This window comes from Sorangium sp. So ce406, assembly GCF_051474675.1.
Lineage (GTDB): Bacteria > Myxococcota_A > Polyangia > Polyangiales > Polyangiaceae > Sorangium > Sorangium cellulosum_G.
Map to the genome: position 1 here is coordinate 11,949,629 of NZ_CP150340.1, position 22,039 is coordinate 11,971,667.

Sequence of the window (22,039 nt, forward strand, 5' to 3'; positions counted from 1 at the left end):
CTCGCCTCGCGGAGGCGCGCGGCCGAGCGGCGATGGCGAGACTGCCACCCTCGCCGAGCGGCCGCGCACGAGGCGTTCAGGCTGGCTCGTCGGTGGTGCGGGCCCGCTGCCCTCATGGCTGACCCTGCTCTCGCTGTGCACGTGAACTAACGCTCCCTCGGCGCGGAGGGGCGAGACGGCGGGCCACGCCCTCAGTAGGGATGCCCGGGGATGTTCACCCCTATCGAATAGAGCGAGTCGCTCGCCGTGATGTAGAGCGTCTTCCGATCGGCCCCGCCGAACGCGATGTTCGACGCCTTGCTCCCCACCTCGATCGTGCCGAGCCTCGCGCCGCCCGGCGCGATGACCTCGACGCCGCGGAGCCACCCGACATAGAGGTTGCCCGCGCAGTCGACGCCCATTCCATCAGCGTCCTGGAGGTTCGAGGCGAACCCGGAGGAGGGGCCGGGCGCGCCGCTGTCGTCCAGCGAATACCGCCGGATCTGACCGCCGAAATCGCCGGCGTAGAGCGTGCGCCCGTCGGGCGCGATCGCGACGCCGTTCGGCTGGGCCATCGTGTCCACGACGCTCACCTCGCCGGACGGCGACACGCGGTACACGGCCGTCGGCAGCTCCGGCCGGCCGGTGAGCTGGAAATCCGGATCCGTGAAATAGACGTTCCCGTCGGCCCGCACGGCGACGTCGTTCGGCGAGTTGAACCGCTTGCCCTGATAGGTCTCGGCCACCGGGCGCCGCGCCTTCGTGCCGAGGTCGAAGATGGAGATGCTGCGCGTGTCGTGGGTGCACGCGATCAGGTTCCCGTCCGCGGATAAACCGAGTCCGTTCGTCGAGCTGTTCTCGACGAACACCTCGAACGCGTCGGGAGGCGTGAACCGGTGGATCGTCGCCCGCGGGCCATTGAGCGGCGGCTGGTTCTGCTGCATGAGGTGAATCTCCGAGAAGAACAGCGCGCCGAGCTCGGCGACCCAGACCGGCCCCTCGACGTAGTCGAACCCGCCCCGCACCCGCTGCACCCTGCGGTCCGCCGGCAGCGGATCGGCCGCATACGGTCCTCCCGGGCAGATCCCCTGGTCGCCGCCCCCGCCGCCCCCGCCGCCCCCGCCGCCGGGCCCGCCCTCTCCGAGCCCGCCTCCGCCGCTCCCGTTGCCTGTACCCGCGCCCGCGCCATCGCCCCCTGTCCCGCTCGCCGTCGTCGCCCCGCTCGTGCCCGTGCCGGCGCTGCTCCCCGTGGCGATCTGGCCTCCGGTGGAACCGCCCGGATCGAAGCCCCCCTCCGACGAGGATCCGCCAGGATCGTCGCCGTCACCACAGCCGCCCCCGGCGGCGGACAGGATTACCGATAGCAACAACGAAAATCGAGCTCTCATAAGCAAGGACCTCCGCGCCGAGAGGCGCTCAACATGACTTACCACATGTCACCAGCAGGCTGCGGTCAAAACCAGGCGCATGAGCAGGAGTGCCCACCCTGGGGAATCCCCTCACGTTGCAGCCCTTTTCAGCGGGGGAATTGAACAGGGAGGGTGGAGACAGGGAGTGTTTGAAGAGGTTCCTCCCCGTCTCTCCGTCTCCCTGTGAATTTTCCGAAAAATTCGAGGTGATGCCTCGGGCGCCCACCGGCTGTATCTCTCGTTGGCGATCGAGGTTCCGTGGCTCATCCGGAGACTGTCTCCTGCCCGAACGGGTACGTGGCGCTCCGCGGAGCTCGGGTGGTTCCGGGGGTGATGAGGGAGAGCGCCTGGCCGCGGTCGCTCACAGCGCAGGGGGGCAAGCCTCGCCGCGGACGTCGCCGAGCAGGCTCGCGAGCCGCTGGCGGGGCAGCTCGCCGACGGCGCGCTCCACCTCCTGCCCGGCGGCGTCGACGCTGAGGAACGTCGGCACGAAGCGTACGTTGTAATGGGCCGCGAGGGCCTGCCCGCGAGGCTCGTCGACCCGGATGCGCACGACGGTGTCGTCCTCCCTGGTGCAGCGCGCCTCGAGCTCCTTCACGAGCGGCGCCATGCGCTCGCACACCGCGCAATGCGCGCTCTCGAACTCGACAAGCCGGGGCTTTCCCTCGGGCAGCGCGACGTCGCCGTGCTCCACGACGCCCTCGGGGGCCGCGCACGCGCCGGCGGGGCCGCTGTCGCAGGGCGCGCTGGCTGCCACGGCCGCCGCGGGCGCCGGCGAGAGGGCGCCCAGACGGCCGGTCGCGAACGCGATCCCGAGCGCCACGAGCAGCGCCCCCGTCGCGCGCTGGAGGACCGGCGTGGCCGGCATCACGCGCCGCGCGAGCTCGACGGCCGTGGGCCCGGCGAAGGCCGCGACGACGAGCGGCGCGGCGAGGCCCGCGGCGTACGCGCCGAGCTGGATGGCGCCGGTGAGCGGGCTGGCGCCCGCGCTGGCCGCGTAGGTCAGCGCGGCGCCCAGCACCGGGCCGACGCACGGCGTCCACCCTGCCGCGAAGGCGATCCCGAAGAGCATGCCTCCCCAGAAGCCGCCCGCGCCCGGGAGGCGGGAGAGGAGCGGGCGCGCCTCGCGCTCCAGCCACGGCAGGCGCAGCACGCCGAGGAGCTTCGCGCCGAAGAGCGCCAGGATCACGCCGGACGCGACGGTGAACGCGCCCCGGTGGGGCGCGAGGGCCGCGGCGATCGCCGACGCGCCGGCGCCGAGCGCCACGAGCACGATCGCGAGGCCGAGGGCGAAGCCGATGCCGGCGAGGCGCACGCTGCGCTTCACCGCGGCGCGGTCTGGACCGCCGAGCGCCCCGGCGCCGCCCATGGCCGACAGGTAGACGGGGAGCATCGGGAGCACGCAGGGCGACGCGAACGTCAGCAGCCCGGCGCCGAAGAGCGTGATCAATGAGCCGATCGTCATGGGTCCTCGTGATGGGCGAGATCAGGGCCGTCCAAGCGCCGGCGCGAGCGCCGCCACGTCCACCTCGGCGACCGCGAGCACCGGCTGCTCCACGCTCCTCGCGCAGATCGCGTTGCCGAGCGGCCCCCGGGTGCACCCCACGCCGCGCCCGGCCAGCGCGCGCGCGGCCGTCGCGGCGTCGGAGCTGGGCGGCGGCACGAACACCGTGAGCGGCTTGTCCCCGCTCTCGTACATGAGCGCCGCCGTGCGCGTGTCGCCGATCTGGCAGAGACGCGCCCCGAGCAGCCGGGCGCCGGAGACCGCCGGGACGGTGACCGCGTAGCCGAGCTTCCCCTCGAGCCACCCGGCGACGGCGCCCGGATCCGAGGACTCGAAGTCGCACGGGCGCTCGCGCGCGAAGCCGCGCACGTGGTGGCTCACGAGCTCGTCCGCCATCGCCGCGCCCACGCCGCGGCTCGGGCTGCCGACGAGCAACGCGGCGGCCGCCGCGGCCGCGGCGAGGGCGGCCGTGATCGCCCAGCGGCCGCGGCGCCGCGCGTGCGCATTCCGCGCGTCCCGCGCGGCGGCCTCCGCCCGATCGCGCAGGCGCTTCGGGACCTCCCCGTCCGCCTTCGCGACGAGCGCGCGCCGCACGCCGCCGAGGACCTCCACGGCGCGCCGGCAGGGCCCGCAGGCGGCGAGGTGCGCCTCGATCCGCGCCGCGTCCTCGGGGGTCACCTCGTCGTCGTGCCACGCCGAAATGTTCTCGAACCACTCGCGGTTGCACCCTGCCATGACGTCTCCTCGTGCCGTTCGGAGAGGCCCTCGACGAGCGCGAGCCGCGCCCGCGAGAGCCGTGATCGCACCGTGCCCACGGGGCACCCCTGGAGCTCGGCGATCTCCTCGTAGGAAAGATCCTCGACCTCCCGCAGGAGCAGCGCCTCGCGCCACTCCGGGGGCAAGCGCGCGAGCGCGCGCTCGACCTCGTCCGCGAAGCCGCGCTCGAGCAGCTCCGCCTCCAGATCGCCCTGCGGCTCCGGCGCCGCCTCGGCGCCGCGCCCGCCCTCGATCACCTCGAGGCGCTGCCGCGCCCCCCGCGTCGCGTTGAGCAGCACCGATCGCTCGATGCGGAGCAGCCACGCGCGCATGCGATCCTCGTCGCGCAGGTCGGCGTGCCGCTCGATCGCGCGCACGACCGTCGCCTGCGCCAGATCCTCCGCGTCCTGCTCGGAGCGCGTCAGGCGGCGCGCCGCGCGCAGGAGGCACGGGAGCTCGGCGAGGAGCCGGTCGACGAACGATGCGTGGGGAAACGTGGGCATGGGCTGGACCGGGAGCAGGGGGCCTCAGGCCACCTGGTTCCCAGGACACTCCCAGGACACGGCGAGCCCCGCGAAAAGTTCCTGACCGCGCGCGAAGTTGGCGGCGAGGCGATCCGGCCCACCGGGACGGTGGCGGGCGACGCAGGGGGGCGGACGGCAGCCCTTCGGTCCCGTGGGCCGGGTCACCGGGTGCGATCGGCCCTTCGCCGCTCCGGCGCGGGCGCGGGTCCACCGCCACCTCGCGCCGCAGCCGGACAGAGGCTGTTCTACCGGCGTTCGTAGAAGGTGAGGCTCACCCCGCCCGCCGCGCCTCCCGGGTCGGAGCTCACATACTGCTTCGTGTTGAGGATGGCATAGGGGCCGTCCGCGCGCGTCTCGAAGACCGGAATGAGCGCGCCGAACGGTCCACAGTTCCTCACGACGATGACCTCGCCATCGTTCGAGGAGAGCGCGTACCTGGCGTCCAGCACCGTGGTCGCTCCGATGAGCTGGTAGTCTGCGCCTCCGGGGAGCACCGAGCCCGACAGGCCGCTGAGGAGCATTCCCCCGGTGACGGTGCCCCCGGTGATGGGGATGATGTTGCGCGTGCCGCGCTTGCTCGCGCCGACGGAAATGGAACCGCCGAGCGTGACGGACTCGGTGAACACGCTCGAGCCCCTCGCCCCGGTCGCCGTCGAGCACTCCCACGTTTGGTTGGGAACGCCCTCGGGATCCTTGAGCTGGATCTTCGGCTCTCCGGCGGCCACGTCGGCGATGTCGTAGATGTCGAGCTGGATCGTGCCCGCCGCGGCGTCGACGACGCGGGTGCCCGCGAACTTCCCTGTGTTCAGCCAGGCGAGCGAGCTCGATTGAGCGACCTCGAAGTCCGGGACGACCCGGACGACCCCATCGCCGGCGGCGGCGACGCCGCAGCTCCGCAGGTAGATGAGGGTGCCGTCGCTCGCTCTCAGGATGTTGATCTCCTCGAGCTCGACGGACCCGTTCGAGAGCGTGAGCTCGAGATCCATGCCGCCCGTGAGGAACGTGGCCTGGATCTTGTCGCCCGTGAGCGTGCCCCCCTTCACGTCGAGGAGGCGGCGGTGCCCGAACTGGGTGGTCCCGACATCGTGGGTCTCGCCGAGCTCGAGCGTCGCCCGAAAGACGGGCTTGCCGAGCGTGGGGAGCGGAATGCCGTCGGGCATGCCGCATGTCCACGAGGGGTCGGGGACGATCGTCGCCTCGTCGCCGCCGGGGCTGCCGCCGCCGCCGCCGGTGCCCACGCTCCCGCCTGCGCTGCCGCTGCCGCTGCCGGTGTCCACTGCGCCACCGGTTCCGGTGCTTCCGCTGCCCGCGCCTCCCGTGCCGGCGTCGCCCGTGGTGCCGGTCGTCCCACCAGGACCGCCCGACGTCGCGTCGCCCGAGCTGCTGCTCGTCGTTCCTGTACTGCCATCCTCGCCTGCCTGACCACACCCAGCAGCGCAGATGCCAAGGATACCGATCATCAAGAGCTTCATGGGCAGACCGTCCTCGCGCCACCCGAACCAGGTGACCGCAACGACGTCGTACCCGAGCCCTCGGGCGCGAGGCATAGGCATATTCACCTATGCCTCGATGCGAGGCGCCACGCCCACCCTGGAGGACTGGGCGATCCGGGCGAGCGTCAAATTCTACTGGTGCTGAAGCTGTGCCTGTGCCGGCCCACGCGACCGGAGTGCACCGGCACCCGCGCCGCCAGCGCCGCGCATGCGGCGGCTCAGCGCATCGCGTGCACCGCCTCGATGAACGCCTCGCACCTGGCGAGGTCCTTCGTGCGATCCGGCAGTTCGAGCGAGGTGCACGCGTCGACCGCCCAGGGGCTCACCTCGCGGATCGCGGCGACGACGTTCTCGCGACTCAGCCCTCCGGCGAGCATGACGGGGCGTCGTGAGGCCTTGACGATCCGCGCGCATTGTTGCCAGTCAGCGACCTTCCCCGTGAACCCGCTGCGCTGTGGATCCGAGGGATCCAGGCAGGTGTCCAGGATCAGACAACCAGCGAACTCGTCGAGCTGGCTCGCGATCTCGTCAGAAGCCAGCACCGCGCTCGATCCGGCGGCGCGCACCGGGACCGACGTCATCAGGGAGGGCTGTGGCGAAAGGCGCGTCGCCAGCTCTCGCAACGAGCCATCGTATTTCCACTCGGTGGGCGTCAGGAGGTAATCGGAGGAGACCACCCGCCCGACCGCCTCGATCTCCGAGATCGTCGAGGAGAGGATCAGCAGGCACGTCCCGACCTTCGCTCGCCGCGCTCGTTCCACGATCTGCCGTGATAGATCCAGGGCATCCTCGGCGCGCGGCTCCACAGCCCAACCCACGAGGTCGACGCCCATGGCAAACAGCGCGTCCATCTCTGTGAGCGAGGGACGACGGCAGAAAATCTGAACCATGACTCGATGCACGATTGGCCTCCTGCTGGCTCGCTGCTCCCGGAGCAGCCATCCGGCGTCGCGACCTCCACAGGGCAGCGCCGCACCACGCCTCTTCCGGCTCGGTCCACCGCGCGCGCCCCGCGCCCGCGCGTTCATCACGGCACCAAACGCCCGTCATGGCGCGATGGTCCGTGGAGAACCGGTCCTTCCGATCCCCCTCGCGGCGCGCCACGAGCCCCCAGCCTCCCCACGTCCACAACGGAATGACGAGGTAACGCTGTACTGGAGCTCACCAGTTTGCGTCCACCAAAATCGACGGATGCACTCGCCCTGGAGTGGTGTCGATCCCGCGGTAAAATTTCAGCTTGTCAGAGCGCCCCCGTGTCGGAGACCGCGCCAGCGAGCAAGGCGCGACCCGACCCACGTTGAGCCGAGCCGCGGCTTCACTCGACGCGGCGGCCACGCGACGCCTGCCGGGAGGCGGGAGGCGCGCCGATGACCTTGACGATCTGAGCGCGCAGCCAGCGATGGCCGGGGTCGTCGTGCATGCGCTCGTGCCATACGGCAGAGACGCGGTCCAGCCCGAGCTCGACGGGGGGCCGGGCCGCGCGGAGGCCGAAGGGCGCCGCGAGCGCCGCGACCGCCGCGGGACACGTCACCACGAGGTCGGAGGCCGCGACGAGGAAAGGCACCGTCACGAAATGCTGGACCTGCGCGACGACCCGGCGGCGCCGCCCCACCGCCTCGAGCGCGCGATCGACCAGGCTGCCTGGCATGCCGTGCGGCGCGATCAGCACGTGTCCGAGCTCCAGGTAGCGCTCCAGCGTGAGCCGCCGCGACGCGGCGGGGTGGCCCTCGCGCATCAAGGTGACGAAGCGCTCGTCAGGCAAGCGGAGCTGCCGCAACGACGGCGGCACGAGGAACTCGGGGACGAAGGCCATATCGGCCGTGCCCCCCTCGAGCCGCTTCACGAAGTCCGCGTCGGCCCGGTCCACCTGCACCGCGGCGCGCGGGGCCTCGCGCGCCAGGATCGGCAGGAGCCGCGGCAGGGCGGCCGCCTCGAGCAGGTCGTTGCCGAGCAGCACGAACCGGCGCTCGGACGTCGAGGGATCGAACGGAGCGCCCGCCTGGATCGCCGCCCGCAAGCTCGCCAGCGCCTGCGCCAGCGGGTCGGCCAGCGCCTGCGCGCGAGGGGTCAGGGCGAGCAGCGGCCGCCCCGGAGCGAGCAGCGCATCGCCGAAGAACTCGCGGAGACGCGCGAGCCGCTGGCTCGCGGCCGACTGCGTGACGCCCAGCCGCTTCGCCGCGCGCGTCACGTGCCGTTCGCGCAGCAGCACGTCGAGCGCGAGCAGGAGGCTCAGGTCGTCGGGGAGGTCGCCGGGCATCAGTGAATCTAATACAACCTATTCGGGACATTCACTTTCCTAATCATCCGCGCCGCCCCACCCTGTGCGCGTGGCCGTCGCTCGTGGAGCTCGGCCCAATGTCTTCCGGAGGGATGGTGCGGATCATGAAGCGAATCACGGACATGGAACCCAGGATCTCCCGGCGGCGCCTCCTCGGAGGCGTCGCGGCGCTCGCCGTCGCCGGCGGCATGGGCCGGTACGCGGCCGGTCGGGGCGTGTTCGATGACCGGCGGGGAGCGCCGTTCGCGCCGTGGACCGCGTTCCGCGGGGAGCGCGGCGTCGGGCCGATCGAGCTCGTGCGCGCAGCGGTGCTCGCCGCGAGCCCGCACAACACGCAGCCGTGGCTCTTCGAGCTCCACGAGGACCGGATCGACGTGTTCTCGGATCCGTCTCGATCGCTCGGCGACATGGACCCGTTCGGGCGCGAGATGCACATCGGGCTCGGCTGCGCGATCGAGAACCTGGCGCTCGCGGCGGGGTCGATGGGCTGGACGACTCGCGTGGAGCTCGGCGCCGGACGACTGCCGCTCTTCGACACGCGGGCGGCGCCGCCGACCCGGGTGGCCACCGTGCGGCTCGAGCCAGGTGGGGCGGAGTCGCCGCTCGCGCGGGCCATCGCGGAGCGGCACACGAACCGCGGCCCCTACGGAGCGCAGCGCGTGCCCGCCGCGGCGCTCCGGGAGCTGTCGAGCCTGAACGAGGATCGCGCGTCGATCGAGATCGTCTGGCTCGAGCGCCCGGATCAGCGGGAGATCTTCGCGGCCCACACGCTGCGAGCCACCGAGATCATCGCGCGCGACGCGTCGATGATCGAGGACAGCGACGCGTGGTTCCGGCTCACGCCCGAGGCGGCGCGGGCCCACCGGGACGGGCTGACCTTCGACGTGATGGGGCTCGGCCCGCTGCTCACGACCGCCGTCAAGCTGATGCCCAGGCCGTCTCCGGAGCGGATGCACGACGACTGGCTCCGCGTGACGCGCGACGTCCATCTCGCGGGCGACCCCATCACCGGCGTCATCGCCGCCCGCGATCGCTACGACCTCGGCGCGACGCTCCGCGCGGGGCGCCTGTGGCAACGAATGCAGCTCTGGGCGACCGCGCGCGGGATCGCAATGCAGCCGCTGAGCCAGGTGCCGGAGGTCATCGACCGCGAGCGCCAGCTCGGGCGAGCGCCGGCCATGGAGCGCTCGTTCGCGGGTGCGCTGCGTCTCGGCGATTGGCAGCCCACGATGGCGTTCCGGCTGGGCCATGCGGTGCGAGCGGGCGTGCCCGGGCTCCGCCGCGCAGCGGAGGACGTGATCCGCGCGCGCTGAGCGCCCGGGGGAGAAGGCATCGCGTGGGCGCTAGCTCGTGGCCGCGCCAGGGCGGAGCTGCACGGGGGGCGGGGTCCGCGTGATGCTCCGCCAGGTGTCGACGGCCCAGTCCCGGTCCGACTCGTCCTTGCAGACGATGGTGCAGCGCGCGAGGCGGCCGGCCTCGGGACACACCATGATCGCCATGAGCACCCAGCACGGCTCCGGCTCGTCGTCGCTCTCGCCGTGCATCCACAGCGCGGCGCCCGCGAGCTGCCCCGCCTCGTGCTCGTAGCGCAGCCCGGACATCTCGTGCGGCGGGAAGGTGTCCAGCACCTCCTTGGCCGTGAAGGGGGCGCCGTCGTGCCGCCGGTAGATCATCGACGAGAGCGAGACCTCGCGGCGCTCGCCCGGATCGAACATCCGCAGCGTCTCCCCGCCGTACAGGAGCTCGGAGTCGAAGGAGGGATCGACCTGGATGGCCCAGCCGCAATGGAAGTAGAACCGGATCGGGATGATCTCGCAGGTTGGCGGCATCGCGGCGCTCAGCGTAGGCGCTCCGCGCGGCGAACGCACGCCGGCCTGCCCCGGCCTGGCCGCCGGAGGGCGCGGCGGGGCGGCGGCGGCCGGGGGCCGTGGCGCTCAGCCGGCGAGGCCGGGCCGCCCGGGCGAGAAGGGCGTCAGATCCAGCGGCGGCCGTTCGCCCGCGATCAGCGCCGCGACGATCTTCGCGGTCACCGGGGCGAGGAGCACGCCGTTGCGGAAGTGCCCTGTCGCGAAGACGAGGCGCGGGATCTCCCCCTCTCCGAGGATCGGCAGATCGTCCTTCGTGTGCGGCCGGAGCCCGGCCCAGGTCCGGCCGATCGGCGCGTCGCCGAGCGCGGGCACGAGCCGGAGCGCCGCGGTCAGCAGATCGCGGACGGCGCGCGCCGTCACGGCGGTGACGTAACCGGCGAACTCCATGGTCGCGCCGACCAGCACGCGCCCGTCGTCGCGCGGCGACAGGTAGCACCCGGGCCCGAAGATCACCTGCGAGAGCACCGGCGACGCCGGCGTGAGCTCGACGATCTGCCCGCGCACCGGGCGCACCGCTGCGGGCGCGAGGCCCGAGGCCTCGAGCAGCGACGACCAGCTCCCCGCGGCGACCACCGTCCAGCGCGCCTCGACCCGGGTCCCGTCCTCGAGCTGCGCCCCGCGCGCCTGCTCGCGCTCGACGAGGACGCGCCGGACGGTCGCCCCGGTGCGGAACTGCACGCCGGCGCGCTCTGCCGCGATGCGCAGCGCGCGCATGAGCGACGGCGGATCGAGCCGCGCCTCGTCGGGGAACCACACGCCGCCGGCGACCTCGTCGCAGAGCGCCGGCGCGCGCGCCCGCGCCGCCTCGCCGTCGCAGAGCTCCACGGCGAGGCCGGCGTCGCGCTGCCATGCGACCTCGCGCGCGATCTCGTCGCGCCCGGCCGGCGTGAGCGCCACGCGCAGCGCGCCGCTCTGCCGGAAGCCCACGTCGAGGCCCGTCGCCTCGGCGAGCGAGGCGGCGAGCTCCGGGTAGAGGTCGCGGCTCGCGAGGCAGAGCCGCGCGAGGGGGCCGTCGCCCGCGGCCTCGAGCTGGGGGCCGATGATGCCCGCCGCCGCCCACGAGGCGCCCTCGCCCGGGTTGCGCTCGAGGACGCTGACGGACAGCCCGCGCCGCGCGAGGGCGAGCGCCGACGCGCACCCGGCCACGCCGCCGCCGATCACCACCACGTCGCTCATCGGCGCGTGCATAGCACGCCGGGGGCGGAGGGCAGCCGGGCAACCGGGAGGGGAGGGGGCAGCGGCGCGCCGCGGCATGGCGCGGGGTGGTGGTGCCGCCGGATCCATCGGCGCAGGCGGGCAGCGCGAGACGCGATTGGCTTCTTGGCGGTTTATTTCTCGCTTGATCGACGTGATCGTTGTTCCAGGGTGCTGAAGCAACAGGAGGCATCTCGATGCGCATCGTCATCGAAATCCGGGAAGATGCGTTCCGTACGCCCAAGACCCCGCAGCAGGTCGCCGAGGAGATGCGGCTGGCAGCGGCGGTTTTCTGGGTCGCTCGAGGGGACGTCGCTCCGGCAGCGGTGAAGGACATCGCCGCTCCTCACGTGCCCGACAAGGAGGGACTTTGATGGACCTCTCACCCGACGTCCTCAGCTGACGTGCGGCTGCTCGACCCTTCCAACGTTGGATCGAGTTCGAGCGCATCAAGCCCTGGTACAAGGCCATCAGCCGGCACGTGGGTCCTGGAGGCATCCCCCTCGACGCCTCCGAGTTCGTCCGCGTGTCAGGGAGTGAGCGCGTGACGAACGCTACGCCGACGCCCCTCCGTCGCGCTCCTTGGCTGTCGCTGCGGATCCAGGCGCCTGGGCCTCGACCTCGGGGGGCGTTGCCGCGATTTCCGTGGCCGCTGAGGCGGTTTCTTGAGCCGTTGAGGCGATTTTCGGAGCCGCGGTGGCGGTTTCTTGAGCCGTTGAGGCGATTTTCGGAGCCGCGGTGGCGGTTTCCGCGGCCGCTGAGGCGGTTTCCGTGGCCGAGGTGGGGGGGACCGCGGCCGCTGAGGCGGTTTCCGCGGCCGGGGTGGCCGTTTTCGGAGTCGTCGCAGCCCCCTCGGCCGCTGGCATCGTCTCGGCCGCCGCCTCCGCGGCCGCCGCCGCAGCCCTGGGCCCCTTCGCTGCAGCCTTCACCGCCGGCGCCGCCGCCGTCTCGGCGCCCGCCGCCGCCTCGGCGCCCGCCGCCGCCTCCGGCGCCTTCGCCGGCGCCGCGGCCGCCGCCTTCGCCTTCTTCTCCTTCGCCGCCTTCGCCTCGAGCGCGCCCGCCGCGATCGGCTCCCGCGCGCCCTTGCCGACCGCGCGCGGATCGCCGTACGGGAACGCCGCGCTGCCGCTCGCGTCGATCGGCTTGCGCGGCGCCTCCGGATCCGTCGCCGGGCTCGGCGGCGGCGCGATCGGCCGCGGCGCGCGCAGGCGGTTGCCCGGGCCGGCCTGGGTCCAGACCTGCACGTCGCCGAGCACGCGCGTCCTGTTCGCCATCCGCCGCTGGCCTCTCGCGCCGAGCAGCCGCTCCACGAACGTCGGGGGCGACGTCGCGCCGGGCTCCCCCTTCACCCAGCACGTGTAGTCGCCGATGCCCGTGCCGCGGAACGTCTCGCGGCAGACCGCGATCCCGAGCTCGGCCGCGATCTCGCTGAGGAGCCGGCCCGGCTCGGCCTCGACCGTCATGTGCTCGTTGACAAAGGTGACCCTGGGCATCGGTGGACGGGCAGCGTCCTGCTCCCCCGCGACGAGCGCGTCAAGAACCGGAGCGCGCGCTCCGCGCGCCCTTCACGCTTCCTGCGCGCCCCTCACGCTGACTTCGCGTCCCGCACGCGGTGCAGCACCCGCGCGATCCCGAACAGGTTCCAGCCCGCGAACCCCAGGAACAGCGCCACCAGCGCGACCGCCCAGCGCGACGCGCGCGGCGAGCTGCCGTCGATGAGCAGCCAGGCGTCGTCCGTCACGGCCGTCCCCGTCTGCTCCTCGACCTCGGCGGCGAGCCGCGCGTGCCGGATGCCCGCGCTCCTGAACGGCACGAGCCGACCTGCGAACGTGCTCGGCGGCACGAAGCGCGGGCCCTCGAAGCCCTCCGGCACCCGGATCTCCACCCACAGCCCCGGGTTGCCGGCCACCGGCGCCAGCCGGAAGGAGTCGCCCTCCGCGGCCCGCCCGTACCGGATCGCGCCGCGCGTCCCGAGCAGACCCGCGGCCCGCACGTAGCGGTTCGCGAGGTCCGCCGTCGGGCGCAGCGGCGCGAGATCGCCCACGTCCGCGGGACGGCCGGGCGACAGCGCGTAGCGCGCCTCGCCGAGCAGCGCGATCGCCATCCACAGCGCGGCGATCGCGGTCACCGCCATCAGGACCACCGTCACCGTGCGCTCCTGCCGCGGCGGCGCGGGCAGCGCGAGCAGCTCCGGATCGGGCCCCGTCAGGTCGAGACCAGGGCCGCCCGGGCCGCGCGGCAAGGATTCCAGGGTCGAGGTCGGGTCGGTGGGCACGCTTCGCCGAGTATATAGCCGGAGCGCGGGCCGGGGTGCACGAGCCGCGCCGCGCTCCGCTCACGCGCTCGGCCGGGCCGCGCGACGGCCCACCCTGCACCAGACAACGGCGCCCCGGGGCGGTTCCGGTCGGCGCGCGCTTGCCCGCCCGCGGCGGCTTGCCTAGCCTAGCCGCGATGGCCTCGAAGAATGACAGCTCCATCGTCTGCCCGTCGTGCGGCGCGAACAACGCCTCGGTGACGGCGAGCGGGCGCTGCGTCGCCTGCGGCGCCCGGATGGGCTCTCTGCAGCCTCTCCGCGACGCCGACCTCGATCGCCACCGCCGCTACCAGCAGGAGGGCTTCTCCATCCTCTGGTGCCTCATCGCCCTGGTCCTGCAGAGCTTGCTCACCGCGGCGCTCGTGGGCGGCCTCCCCATGATCGTGCAGCAGCTCGACTTCGAGGGGTCGAACGGGATGATCGTCGCCATCCCGGTCTGGTTCATCGGCGGCGTCCTCCTCGGCATGATCTCGCCCGGCAAGACCTTCCTGGAGCCGGTGGTCGCCTCGTTCCTCGTCGCGATCCCGACGGTCTTCTATCTCCTGCAGAGCCAGACCGTGCGGACGATGCCGCTCTTCATGTACGTGATCATGGCGCTCATCGGCGTGCTGTTCACGCTGATCGGCGCCTACCTCGGCGAGCGCATCCAGATGGGCCCGCCCCCCGCGAAGGCCTCGGACTGAGGGCGCCCGGCGTGACGACGCCGCCCGGCGCGACGACGCCGCCCGGCGCGATGGGGAGCGCGGGGGCAGCGGGGACGGCAGCCCGGCGGATCGCCGCGGCGCTCGCCGCCCTCGCCGCGCTCCACGGCGCCTCCGGGTGCGGCCGGTCGGCCGAGCAGCACGAGGCGGACGCGCTCCTGCGCGCGATCGATGTCCTCCGAGACGCCCCGAGCGAGCCGCGCGCCGCGCGCGAGGCGCTGCTCGCCGAGCTCGAGCGGCAGCCCGCGTCGACCCCTCCCGCCGTGAGCGCCAGGGACACCTGCGCCCGGGCCTACCGCCTGCTGCTCGACGCGACCGCCGCCGAGGCGCGCGTCCGCGCCCTGCTCGCGGCGCCCGCGGGGTCGGCCGGCCCCGGGGCCCTGGCCGATCTCACCGACCTCGCCGCGGCGGACGCCAAGATCAAGGAGAGCGCCGAGACCATGCCGAGGTGCGCCGAGGCGCTCTCGGAGCTCCGCCGCGCCGCCCGGCGCGGGATGTGACGGCCGGCGCCGCGCCGGCGTGACGGCCGGCGCCACGCCGGCGGCGCCGTCCCCCGCGCGCCGGGGGGCCGCGCCGGCCCGCGGGACGTGCGCTTCAGGGAGGCAAGGGATCCGCGCTCGCGGTCCCCTGTGCTAAGACCGCCCTGCCATGTTCGACACGCTGACACGGGGCTTTCGTCAGGCCAGAAACCGCCTCGCCGGGCTCACGGAGCTCACCGAGAGCAACATCGACGCCGCGCTCCGCGAGGTGAGGCTGAGCCTGCTCGAGGCAGACGTCGAGATCGGGGTGGTCAAGGCGTTCCTCGCGCGGGTCAAGCAGGCCGCGGTCGGCCGCACCCTCGAGACGCGGGTGAAGCACGCCGGCGAGGTCCACCAGGTCTCGGCGAGCGATCACTTCATCAAGATCTGCCACGACGAGCTCGAGGCGATGATGACCCACGAGGGCGACGAGATCGCCTGGGCCGACAGCGGCCCCACGGGCATCATGATGGTCGGCCTCCAGGGCTCCGGAAAGACGACGAGCTGCGCGAAGCTCTCGCGCTACCTCGAGAAGCAGGGGCGCAAGCCGCTGCTCGTCGCGGCCGACATGCAGCGCCCCGCGGCCGTCGAGCAGCTCAAGGTGCTCGGCGAGCAGCTCAAGGTCCCCGTGTTCAACATCCCCGGCGAGTCGCCGGTGGCCATCTGCGCCGCGGCGCGCGGCGAGGCGAAGCGGCTCGGCCGCGACGTCATCATCTACGACACCGCCGGCCGCCTCGCGATCGACGAGCCGCTCATGCAGGAGCTCGCGCAGATCAAGGACGCGACGTCGCCGGACAACGTCTTCCTCGTCGTCGACGCGATGATCGGCCAGGACGCCGTGAAGACGGCGCGCGGCTTCAACGAGCGGCTGTCGATCAGCGGCGTCGTCCTGACGAAGCTCGACGGCGACGCCCGCGGCGGCGCGGCGCTCAGCATCAAGGAGGTCACGGGCGCGCCGGTCCTCTTCAGCGGCGTCGGCGAGACGACGGACAAGTTCGAGCCGTTCCGCGCGGACGGCATGGCGAGCCGCATCCTGGGCATGGGCGACGTCGTCGGCCTCATGCAGGACTTCGAGGAGGTCGTCGACCAGAAGAAGGCCGAGAAGGACGCCGCCCGGATGCTCCAGGGCGACTTCACCCTCGAGGACTTCCTCGATCAGGTGCGGATGATCCAGAAGATGGGGTCGCTGAAGGACCTCGTCGACAAGCTGCCGCTCGGCGGCATGTTCCCCGGCGGGCTGCCGCAGGACGTCAACCTCGACGACCGGGAGCTCGTCCGCATCCAGGCGATCATCCAGTCGATGACCCGCGTGGAGAAGAGCGACCCCTACGCGCTGGTCCGCGAGCCGAAGCGGGTGGAGCGCATCGCGAAGGGCTCGGGCACCAAGCCCGAGGCCGTCACCGAGCTCGTGCAGAAGTTCCTCTTCATGCGCCAGATGATGAGCGGCCTCGGCCAGAACATGGGCCTGATGGGCAAGCTCCCCGGCATGAAGCAGATGGCCATGGCCAAGAACATGCGGGAGATGCAGAAGCAGATGATGGCCGGCGGCGGGATGCCGGGGATGCCGGGGATGCCCGGGATGGGCATGCCGGGCATGGGCTTCCCGGGCATGGGTTTCCCCGGGATGGGGATGCCGGGCATGGGGATGCCGGGCATGGGCGGCTTCCCGGGCGCCGGCGCGGGGGGGCCGAACATGACGAAGATGAAGACGCTCAGCGCCAGCGAGCGCAACGCCAAGAAGGCGCAGCGCAAGCGCGAGCGCGACGCCCGCAAGAAGGGCCGGAAGTAGCGGCGGCCGCGGTGCGCCGGCCCTTCCGCCAGCGGCGCTCGTTCGACAGCGCGCACGGCGCGCGCCCGCGCGCGCTGGCCCTGGCGATGCTCGGCGCGGCCCTCGCCGCGTCGTGCTCCAGGGGCGGCGGGGGCGAGCAGGGGGCCGCGCCCGCCGGATCGGCCGGGCGGGCGTCGTCGGCCTCGGCGAGCGCGGGTGCGGGTGCGCGTCGAAGCGCGGACGCCGATCCGCGGGGGCGGCCGGCCGCCGTGAAGGAGCTGTCGGTGCGCAAGCTCGCGCCCGGCGCCGCGGTCATCGTCGACGGCCGGCTCGACGAGCCGGCGTGGCAGGCGGCCGCGAGGACTGGCCCGTTCGTCAACGTGGGCACCGGCCGCGAGGACCGGTCGCTGCCGACGCAGGGCGAGGCGCGGCTGCTCTGGGACGACGCGTTCCTCTACGTCGGGTTCGACGTCATCGACGGGACGATCACCGGCGGGTTCCCGCAGGGCGCGAGCGATCCGCACCTCTGGGAGCGAGATACCGTCGAGGTGATGATCGACCCGGACGGCGACGGGGACAACAAGGACTATTACGAGATCCAGATAGGCCCCCAGAACCTCGTCTTCGACTCGCAGTTCGACGACTACAACGCTCCGAGGGGCGGCCCGAACGGGCCTTTCGGTCACCAGGCGTGGAGCGCGGGGCTCGTGAGCGCGGTGGAGCTGAGAGGGACGATCGACGACGACTCGGACGAGGACCGAGGGTACGTGGTCGAGGCGAAGATCCCGTGGAGCTCGTTCGCGAAGGCGAAGGCGGCGCCGCCGTCGCCGGGGGACGTGTGGCGGATGAACTTCTACGCCATGCAGAACAACGGCGGCGCGGCGTGGTCGCCCATCCTGGGGGAGGGGAACTTCCACCGGGCGCGGCGCTTCGGGCGAGTCCGGTTCGTCGGGCCGGGCGGCGAGACGGGCGGGGCGGGGGCGTCCGCGAGCGACGCGGGCGCGGCGCCCGCGCGCGACGCCGGCGCGGCGCCCGCGAATGCGCCCTCGGCGGCGCCGCCCGGCGCGACGAGCGCTGCGGGCGAAAGGCCTGGCGCCGCGGTGCCCTCCGCGTCGTCCGGTCCGAAGCCGGTCTACCGGGCCGATCCGCCGGACCGCTGAGCTGCCCATCGGCGCGTATCGAGCAACATTCGAGCAACAGACGACGAGAGGGAACGCCGTGGTGATCCGACGCCTGGAGCCCGTACGCATCGAGCGACGGTGGGGTCGTGCTCACGGCCACGAGCGAGCAGGAGCGCCATCGCCCCCGGCGCGAGACCTCCGTGGAAAGGGAAACAGAGGATGTTCACGAAGCTCGGGCTCCGGGGTTTCAAGTCCTGGCGCGGCGCACATGCGTTCGATCTCAAGCCGCTCACGCTGGTCCTCGGCGTCAACTCGGCCGGCAAGACGAGCCTGCTTCAGCCGCTCTTGCTCCTGAAGCAAACCATCGAGTCGCCCGACCGGCTCCTGGCGCTCAACCTGGGCGGACAGCCCGGTGAGATGCTGGACCTCGGCAGGCTCTCCGATGTCGTCTCCGGGGGCGATGTTCGCGCCGGGCTCGGCTTCCGCCTGACGTTCGGCCCCGTGAGCATCGGAAAGGGGGCCGCGCCGCGGACGCTCGATTCCGTGGACTACGAGGTGGAGTATGGCGCCGCCGAGGACGAGAATCCCTACGTGGAGCGGCTCTCGTACGCCACCGGCGAGGGCGCCTACGCCGTCGCACGCCAGCGAGACGGCGCCTACGCGCTCTCCGCGCCGGGCGGCCCCTTGCCCGACGACCGGCGAGCCCGGCGGACCTACGAGCCCGAGCGCTCCGTCGGCTTCTCGGCCGACGCGGTCGCCGCCCTCGGCGCCGCGGGGGCGGACGCGCAGGATCTCGCGCTCGCGCTGACGCGGGAGCTCCAGCGGCTCGCCTACCTCGGGCCCCACCGGAGCGTGCCCACGCGCCACTACGCCTGGACGGGGCGCTCGATCGGACAGCTCGGCTCGAGCGGTGAGCACGCGATCCCGGCGCTGATCGCGAGCCTCGTCGGCCGCCACGCCGACGGGTCCGAGCGGGGCCGCCTCGTCGAGCAGGTCTCCGCGGGTCTCGCGCGGCTCGGGGTGGCGGACAGGATGGAGATCGAGCGCCAGGCGACGACGTTCTTCCAGGTCATGATCACGTTCCAGGGCCACCGGACGAACCTGCTCGACGTCGGCTTCGGGGTCTCCCAGGTGCTGCCCGTGGTCACCGCGGCGTACTTCGCGCCCGAGGGCTCGACGGTGATCATGTCCGAGCCCGAGCTCCACCTGCACCCGCTGGCGCAATCGGCGCTCGGCGATCTGCTCGTCGAGGCCGTTCGAGAGCGCAGGGTGCAGCTCCTCGTCGAGACGCACTCGGAGCACCTCTTCCGGCGGATCCAGACCCTGATGGCCGAGGAGCGCATCACGCCGGACGAGTGCGCCATGTACTTTGCCCGATGCAATGACGGGGAGTCGGTGCTGGAGCCGCTCGAGGTGAACGGGTACGGGCGGGTCGCGAACTGGCCCGACAGGTTCTTCGGTGACACGGTGGGCGAGGTCGAGCGGCAGATGGAGCGGATGCTCGACCGCATGGAGAAGGACGAGCAACGTGGCTGATCATGTCGTCGACACCAATGTGCTCATCGTCGCGAGCGCCGCCGATCCTGCGTCGCCGTTCAAGGACACTCATGTCCCCACGAGTGAGCGCAGGATCGTCTTCGCATGGCTCAAAGAGTTTCGCGTCGATGACGGGCGCCGTCTGATCATGGACAGGGCCCGCGGCATCCTGCGTGAGTACAGGAAGAAGCTGACGGCCCAGGACTACGGCATCGTCGTGGCCATGGAGAAGCTCCGGACGACGGCGTTCGTCTCCGTGAAGTACGACGGTGAGTACGCCGTCGTGCCCGAGGGGCTCGCTCGCTTCGACAACTCCGACAAGAAGCTCGTGGCGGCGCACCTCGCGCACCGAGCGGACGGCGGCCAGAGCACCATCGTCAACGCGTGCGATACCGACTGGCACGAGCACGAAGAGGCGCTCTCCGCAGAAGGGGTCGTCGTGGAGCAGCTCCTCCCGGCGTGGTGCCAGAGAGAGTTCTGGCGCAAGAACCCCGAGAAGATGCCGCCCCGGGCGGGCGATCGAGAACAGGACCGAGCCGACCCCCCCGACCACGGCGCCACGCGCTGAGCTGCGCGCCCTGTGGCGCGTCGTCGGGCGAGGAGCGCCCTGCTGCGTGCCCGCCAGGGCGGCGTCGCTCATCGCGCCCGGCGTGGCTCATGAAAGCGAAATGCTACATCAACAGCATTGATGAGGCCCGCGGCTTCCTGAAAACGAAACGCTACATCAACAGCGTTGATGAGGCCCGCGGCTTCCTGAAAACGAAACGCTACATCAACAGCGTTGATGAGGCCCGCGGCTTCCTGAAAACGAAGCGCTACATCGACAACGTGTCCGCGCATTGAAGGGCCGCCTGCTCCACCGCTGCGGGGCGCTCCTCCTCAACGAAGAACGCTGCTTGTTCGCGGGTGATGCTGCACATTTCGCGCGGCGGTGTGGCGTCGCCGTGTAATGGCACGACGCCCGCTGGCGGCAGCCTCCATTCGAGAGCGCGATCGATCTATTGCGTCGCCGCGAAAGATCATCGAGTGTCGTGAGATGCAATTGCATGCCTCGGATCGTGCCCCACCCCGACATGCCGGGGATGGCTCGTCCGTGGGCAGGCTGGATGGAGGTTCATGCGATGACACGGTTATTTACTCTTGTTGGAGCGATCCTTCTGGTGGCCTGCGGCGATGCGGGAGAGGGCACCGGCGCGGGCTCGGCGAGCGGAGGCGAGGCGAGCTCGAGCGGCGAGGGGCCGACCACGTCGGCCACCACGACGAACACGACGGGCACGGGGGTCGATGACCCGACGAGCGGCTCGGGCAGCACGGGCGGCTCAGGCGACGCGACCGGCTCGGGCGGCTCGGGCGACGCGGGCGGCTCCGGCGGCGCGGGCGGCGCGGGCGGCGCGGGCGGCGATGATCCGTTCGCGCTCGCTCCGGTGTGCAGCAGCGACGAGCACTGGACGATGGGCGATCACGAATCGCCGCTCATGCACCCAGGTATGGCGTGCCGGACCTGTCACTCGATGAAGGAGCCGCGGATCGCGACGCGCCTGCCGATCGTCGGCACCGTGTACCCGACCGGGCATGAGCCCGACGACTGCCTCGGCGTCGATGGGGAGGCCGAGGACGTGGTCGTCGAGATCACGACCGCCGACGCTCGGGTGATCCAGCTGCCGGTCAACGCGTCGGGCAACTTCCTCTTCGACACCTTCCGAGATCGCACGCCCATCACGTTCCCGATCACCGCACGGGTGGTGAAGGGCGACAAGGAGCGCAAGATGCTCGCCCCGCAGATGAGCGGCGATTGCAACAGCTGCCACTCCCAGGACGGCGCCGAGGGGGCGCCCGGGCGGATCGTCGCGCCTTGACGCTCGCGCTGACGCCCGCCGGGCGGAGCTCCTCGGACGCCCGCGCGAGGTGCGTGAGCGGCCTGGTGCAGTGCTCCGGCGCGCCCAGCATGGTCCGGGGGTCGCCGCGCAGCTCCAGGCTCAGATCCGGGCCGCCTGGCTCGCCGTGGGGCGCGACGCGCCCTGCGGCGTGGCCGCCAGGGCGGCGTCGCCCATCGTGCCCGCCGTGGCGGTCGAGCGGGTCGTCGGCTCAGTCGTCGGCTCGATGGCCCGCTGGACCCGGATCCGGTTGTGCACGTCCTCGACGCCCCGCACGCTCTCGGCGACCTGCTCGATGATGCGCTTGTGGTTGCGCTGGGGCACCGTGCCCTCGAGCGTGACCTCGTTGTTCTGCACCTCGACCGTGACGTCGCTCACGTCGATGTCATTGCGGTACGAGAGCATCTCGCAGATGTCCTCCTGGATGCGCGCGTCCGAGCGCTTGTAGCCCTTCGGCCCGCGGCCGAACGCGCTGCGCACGCGCTCGCCGATCTCGCCCAGCGCGTGGCGGACGCCCTGCATCGGCGAGCGGCCGGATTCGCGGTCGGCGTGCGCGAGGTGGCCCTCGTCGAGGTACGGGCCGCCGCGCCAGGCCTCGTCGGGGTAGTCGGGGCTCACGGCGCGGGTCACGCCGAGGTGATAGGCGCCGCCGAGATTGAAGCTGTATGCGCTGCCCACGGCGGGAAGGGGGTTGCCGCCGAAGCTGCGGCTGTGATCGCGGCCGCCGACGTAGTCGCCGCCACGGTCGTCGTGAGGCCAGCCGCGCTCCTGGTCACCAGGACGACTGTCGCTGCTGGCGAAGCGGCCGTCGTCGAACCATCTCCCGGTGTCTTCGCGCTGCGTCCTGGGTGCGTGACCGCGGGCGTGCTCGCCGCCCCAGCCACGGTGGTCGCGCGCGACGACGCCGCGATCGTAGAGCTCGCCGGCGCTGCGGCGCTCGTCGCGACGCCAGCCGTGCTCGGTGAAATGGCTCCGGTCGTGCCGGTAGCGCTCGTCCCAACCGCGCTCAGCTCGTCCGTAACCCGCGTCCCTTTCGAATCGATCTCGCATCCTGTGCCTCCTTTCCTCCTTGCCAGCCACGTGCCTCGAAGACGTCGCTGGCACGCGATAGCGCTACGTGACTTGGAGCACGAAGATGGGTCGCGTCGGGGCCTGTGGCCACCGGGGAGGATCCTTTGTCTCGCGCCGGGGCGATCCCGAAC

Annotated in this window: 22 protein-coding genes; 10 read left to right on the top strand and 12 right to left on the bottom strand. The window is 72.5% G+C overall.

The window, feature by feature from the left end; all coding sequences use genetic code 11:
* Positions 1-191: 191 nt before the first annotated feature.
* The 7 genes from WME96_RS44885 to WME96_RS44915 all read right to left on the bottom strand — a co-directional run bounded on the left by WME96_RS44885 (position 192) and on the right by WME96_RS44915 (position 7,922).
* A complete protein-coding gene (locus WME96_RS44885) occupies positions 192-1,367 on the bottom strand; it encodes an SMP-30/gluconolactonase/LRE family protein (RefSeq protein ID WP_437287677.1) in 1,176 nt (391 codons plus the stop codon).
* Positions 1,368-1,749: 382 nt separating this feature from the next.
* Positions 1,750-2,853, bottom strand: a complete 1,104-nt coding sequence (locus WME96_RS44890; RefSeq protein ID WP_437287678.1) for a cytochrome c biogenesis protein/redoxin — start codon at positions 2,851-2,853, stop codon at positions 1,750-1,752.
* A 21-nt stretch (positions 2,854-2,874) separates the two neighbouring features.
* Positions 2,875-3,627: an anti-sigma factor family protein gene (locus tag WME96_RS44895; RefSeq protein ID WP_437287679.1), complete on the bottom strand. Its 753-nt coding sequence runs from the start codon at positions 3,625-3,627 to the stop codon at positions 2,875-2,877.
* A complete protein-coding gene (locus WME96_RS44900) occupies positions 3,567-4,151 on the bottom strand; it encodes an RNA polymerase sigma factor (protein WP_437287680.1) in 585 nt (194 codons plus the stop codon). The genes WME96_RS44895 and WME96_RS44900 overlap by 61 nt, the downstream gene beginning before the upstream one ends.
* 266 nt (positions 4,152-4,417) lie before the next feature.
* The gene (locus WME96_RS44905; RefSeq protein WP_437287681.1) at positions 4,418-5,719 is read right to left on the bottom strand and encodes a DUF3237 domain-containing protein; all 1,302 of its coding nucleotides are present in this window, start codon (positions 5,717-5,719) and stop codon (positions 4,418-4,420) included.
* A 164-nt stretch (positions 5,720-5,883) separates the two neighbouring features.
* Positions 5,884-6,555, bottom strand: coding sequence for a hypothetical protein (locus WME96_RS44910; RefSeq protein WP_437287682.1), 672 nt, complete (start codon positions 6,553-6,555; stop codon positions 5,884-5,886).
* A 425-nt stretch (positions 6,556-6,980) separates the two neighbouring features.
* On the bottom strand, positions 6,981-7,922 hold the full coding sequence (locus WME96_RS44915; protein ID WP_437287683.1) for a LysR family transcriptional regulator: 942 nt from the start codon (positions 7,920-7,922) through the stop codon (positions 6,981-6,983).
* Positions 7,923-8,047: 125 nt separating this feature from the next.
* Between WME96_RS44915 and WME96_RS44920 the strand changes: the two genes are divergently transcribed.
* A complete protein-coding gene (locus tag WME96_RS44920; RefSeq protein WP_437287684.1) occupies positions 8,048-9,256 on the top strand; it encodes an Acg family FMN-binding oxidoreductase in 1,209 nt (402 codons plus the stop codon).
* A 30-nt stretch (positions 9,257-9,286) separates the two neighbouring features.
* Here WME96_RS44920 and WME96_RS44925 read toward each other — a convergent pair whose 3' ends face one another.
* Both WME96_RS44925 and thiO read right to left on the bottom strand, forming a co-directional pair.
* Complete coding sequence (locus WME96_RS44925) at positions 9,287-9,772, bottom strand: hypothetical protein (protein ID WP_437287685.1); 486 nt, start codon at positions 9,770-9,772, stop codon at positions 9,287-9,289.
* A 105-nt stretch (positions 9,773-9,877) separates the two neighbouring features.
* A complete protein-coding gene (gene thiO, locus WME96_RS44930; protein WP_437287686.1) occupies positions 9,878-10,987 on the bottom strand; it encodes a glycine oxidase ThiO in 1,110 nt (369 codons plus the stop codon).
* Positions 10,988-11,202: 215 nt separating this feature from the next.
* On the opposite strand from thiO, the gene WME96_RS44935 reads away from it, so the two are divergent.
* Positions 11,203-11,379 carry a hypothetical protein gene (locus tag WME96_RS44935; RefSeq protein ID WP_437287687.1) on the top strand — a complete coding sequence of 59 codons (177 nt, stop codon included), beginning with the start codon at positions 11,203-11,205 and terminating at the stop codon, positions 11,377-11,379.
* Positions 11,380-11,559: 180 nt separating this feature from the next.
* Here WME96_RS44935 and WME96_RS44940 read toward each other — a convergent pair whose 3' ends face one another.
* Both WME96_RS44940 and WME96_RS44945 read right to left on the bottom strand, forming a co-directional pair.
* The gene (locus tag WME96_RS44940) at positions 11,560-12,354 is read right to left on the bottom strand and encodes a hypothetical protein (protein WP_437287688.1); all 795 of its coding nucleotides are present in this window, start codon (positions 12,352-12,354) and stop codon (positions 11,560-11,562) included.
* Positions 12,355-12,590: 236 nt separating this feature from the next.
* Positions 12,591-13,280 (bottom strand): hypothetical protein, encoded by a 690-nt coding sequence (locus WME96_RS44945; RefSeq protein ID WP_437287689.1) that lies wholly within the window; start codon positions 13,278-13,280, stop codon positions 12,591-12,593.
* Between the two features lie 176 nt (positions 13,281-13,456).
* Between WME96_RS44945 and WME96_RS44950 the strand changes: the two genes are divergently transcribed.
* The 8 genes from WME96_RS44950 to WME96_RS44985 all read left to right on the top strand — a co-directional run bounded on the left by WME96_RS44950 (position 13,457) and on the right by WME96_RS44985 (position 20,819).
* Complete coding sequence (locus tag WME96_RS44950; protein WP_061619128.1) at positions 13,457-14,002, top strand: hypothetical protein; 546 nt, start codon at positions 13,457-13,459, stop codon at positions 14,000-14,002.
* 11 nt (positions 14,003-14,013) lie between these two features.
* Positions 14,014-14,520: a hypothetical protein gene (locus tag WME96_RS44955; RefSeq protein WP_437287690.1), complete on the top strand. Its 507-nt coding sequence runs from the start codon at positions 14,014-14,016 to the stop codon at positions 14,518-14,520.
* Between the two features lie 148 nt (positions 14,521-14,668).
* Positions 14,669-16,327, top strand: coding sequence for a signal recognition particle protein (gene ffh, locus WME96_RS44960; protein ID WP_433931845.1), 1,659 nt, complete (start codon positions 14,669-14,671; stop codon positions 16,325-16,327).
* Between the two features lie 11 nt (positions 16,328-16,338).
* Entirely contained in the window at positions 16,339-17,466 is a 1,128-nt protein-coding gene (locus WME96_RS44965) for a carbohydrate-binding family 9-like protein (protein ID WP_437287691.1), read from the top strand.
* Between the two features lie 180 nt (positions 17,467-17,646).
* Complete coding sequence (locus WME96_RS44970) at positions 17,647-18,963, top strand: DUF3696 domain-containing protein (protein ID WP_437287692.1); 1,317 nt, start codon at positions 17,647-17,649, stop codon at positions 18,961-18,963.
* Positions 18,956-19,531 carry a hypothetical protein gene (locus WME96_RS44975; protein ID WP_437287693.1) on the top strand — a complete coding sequence of 192 codons (576 nt, stop codon included), beginning with the start codon at positions 18,956-18,958 and terminating at the stop codon, positions 19,529-19,531. The genes WME96_RS44970 and WME96_RS44975 overlap by 8 nt, the downstream gene beginning before the upstream one ends.
* A gap of 89 nt (positions 19,532-19,620) precedes the next feature.
* A complete protein-coding gene (locus WME96_RS44980; protein WP_437287694.1) occupies positions 19,621-19,806 on the top strand; it encodes a hypothetical protein in 186 nt (61 codons plus the stop codon).
* A 317-nt stretch (positions 19,807-20,123) separates the two neighbouring features.
* Complete coding sequence (locus WME96_RS44985; protein WP_437287695.1) at positions 20,124-20,819, top strand: hypothetical protein; 696 nt, start codon at positions 20,124-20,126, stop codon at positions 20,817-20,819.
* Positions 20,820-20,939: 120 nt separating this feature from the next.
* Here the strand turns inward: WME96_RS44985 and WME96_RS44990 are convergent, their stop codons facing one another.
* On the bottom strand, positions 20,940-21,887 hold the full coding sequence (locus WME96_RS44990) for a BON domain-containing protein (RefSeq protein ID WP_437287696.1): 948 nt from the start codon (positions 21,885-21,887) through the stop codon (positions 20,940-20,942).
* Positions 21,888-22,039: the final 152 nt, after the last annotated feature.

Coding starts and splice junctions, on each gene's coding strand:
- WME96_RS44905 (WP_437287681.1), bottom strand. CDS start 5,719: ATGCCTCGCGCCCGAGGGCTCGGGTACGACGTCGTTGCGGTCACCTGG.
- WME96_RS44890 (WP_437287678.1), bottom strand. CDS start 2,853: ATGACGATCGGCTCATTGATCACGCTCTTCGGCGCCGGGCTGCTGACG.
- WME96_RS44925 (WP_437287685.1), bottom strand. CDS start 9,772: ATGCCGCCAACCTGCGAGATCATCCCGATCCGGTTCTACTTCCATTGC.
- WME96_RS44900 (WP_437287680.1), bottom strand. CDS start 4,151: ATGCCCACGTTTCCCCACGCATCGTTCGTCGACCGGCTCCTCGCCGAG.
- WME96_RS44990 (WP_437287696.1), bottom strand. CDS start 21,887: ATGCGAGATCGATTCGAAAGGGACGCGGGTTACGGACGAGCTGAGCGC.
- thiO (WP_437287686.1), bottom strand. CDS start 10,987: ATGAGCGACGTGGTGGTGATCGGCGGCGGCGTGGCCGGGTGCGCGTCG.
- WME96_RS44980 (WP_437287694.1), top strand. CDS start 19,621: ATGAAAGCGAAATGCTACATCAACAGCATTGATGAGGCCCGCGGCTTC.
- WME96_RS44970 (WP_437287692.1), top strand. CDS start 17,647: ATGTTCACGAAGCTCGGGCTCCGGGGTTTCAAGTCCTGGCGCGGCGCA.
- WME96_RS44935 (WP_437287687.1), top strand. CDS start 11,203: ATGCGCATCGTCATCGAAATCCGGGAAGATGCGTTCCGTACGCCCAAG.
- ffh (WP_433931845.1), top strand. CDS start 14,669: ATGTTCGACACGCTGACACGGGGCTTTCGTCAGGCCAGAAACCGCCTC.
- WME96_RS44915 (WP_437287683.1), bottom strand. CDS start 7,922: ATGCCCGGCGACCTCCCCGACGACCTGAGCCTCCTGCTCGCGCTCGAC.
- WME96_RS44885 (WP_437287677.1), bottom strand. CDS start 1,367: ATGAGAGCTCGATTTTCGTTGTTGCTATCGGTAATCCTGTCCGCCGCC.
- WME96_RS44895 (WP_437287679.1), bottom strand. CDS start 3,627: ATGGCAGGGTGCAACCGCGAGTGGTTCGAGAACATTTCGGCGTGGCAC.
- WME96_RS44950 (WP_061619128.1), top strand. CDS start 13,457: ATGGCCTCGAAGAATGACAGCTCCATCGTCTGCCCGTCGTGCGGCGCG.
- WME96_RS44920 (WP_437287684.1), top strand. CDS start 8,048: ATGAAGCGAATCACGGACATGGAACCCAGGATCTCCCGGCGGCGCCTC.
- WME96_RS44910 (WP_437287682.1), bottom strand. CDS start 6,555: ATGGTTCAGATTTTCTGCCGTCGTCCCTCGCTCACAGAGATGGACGCG.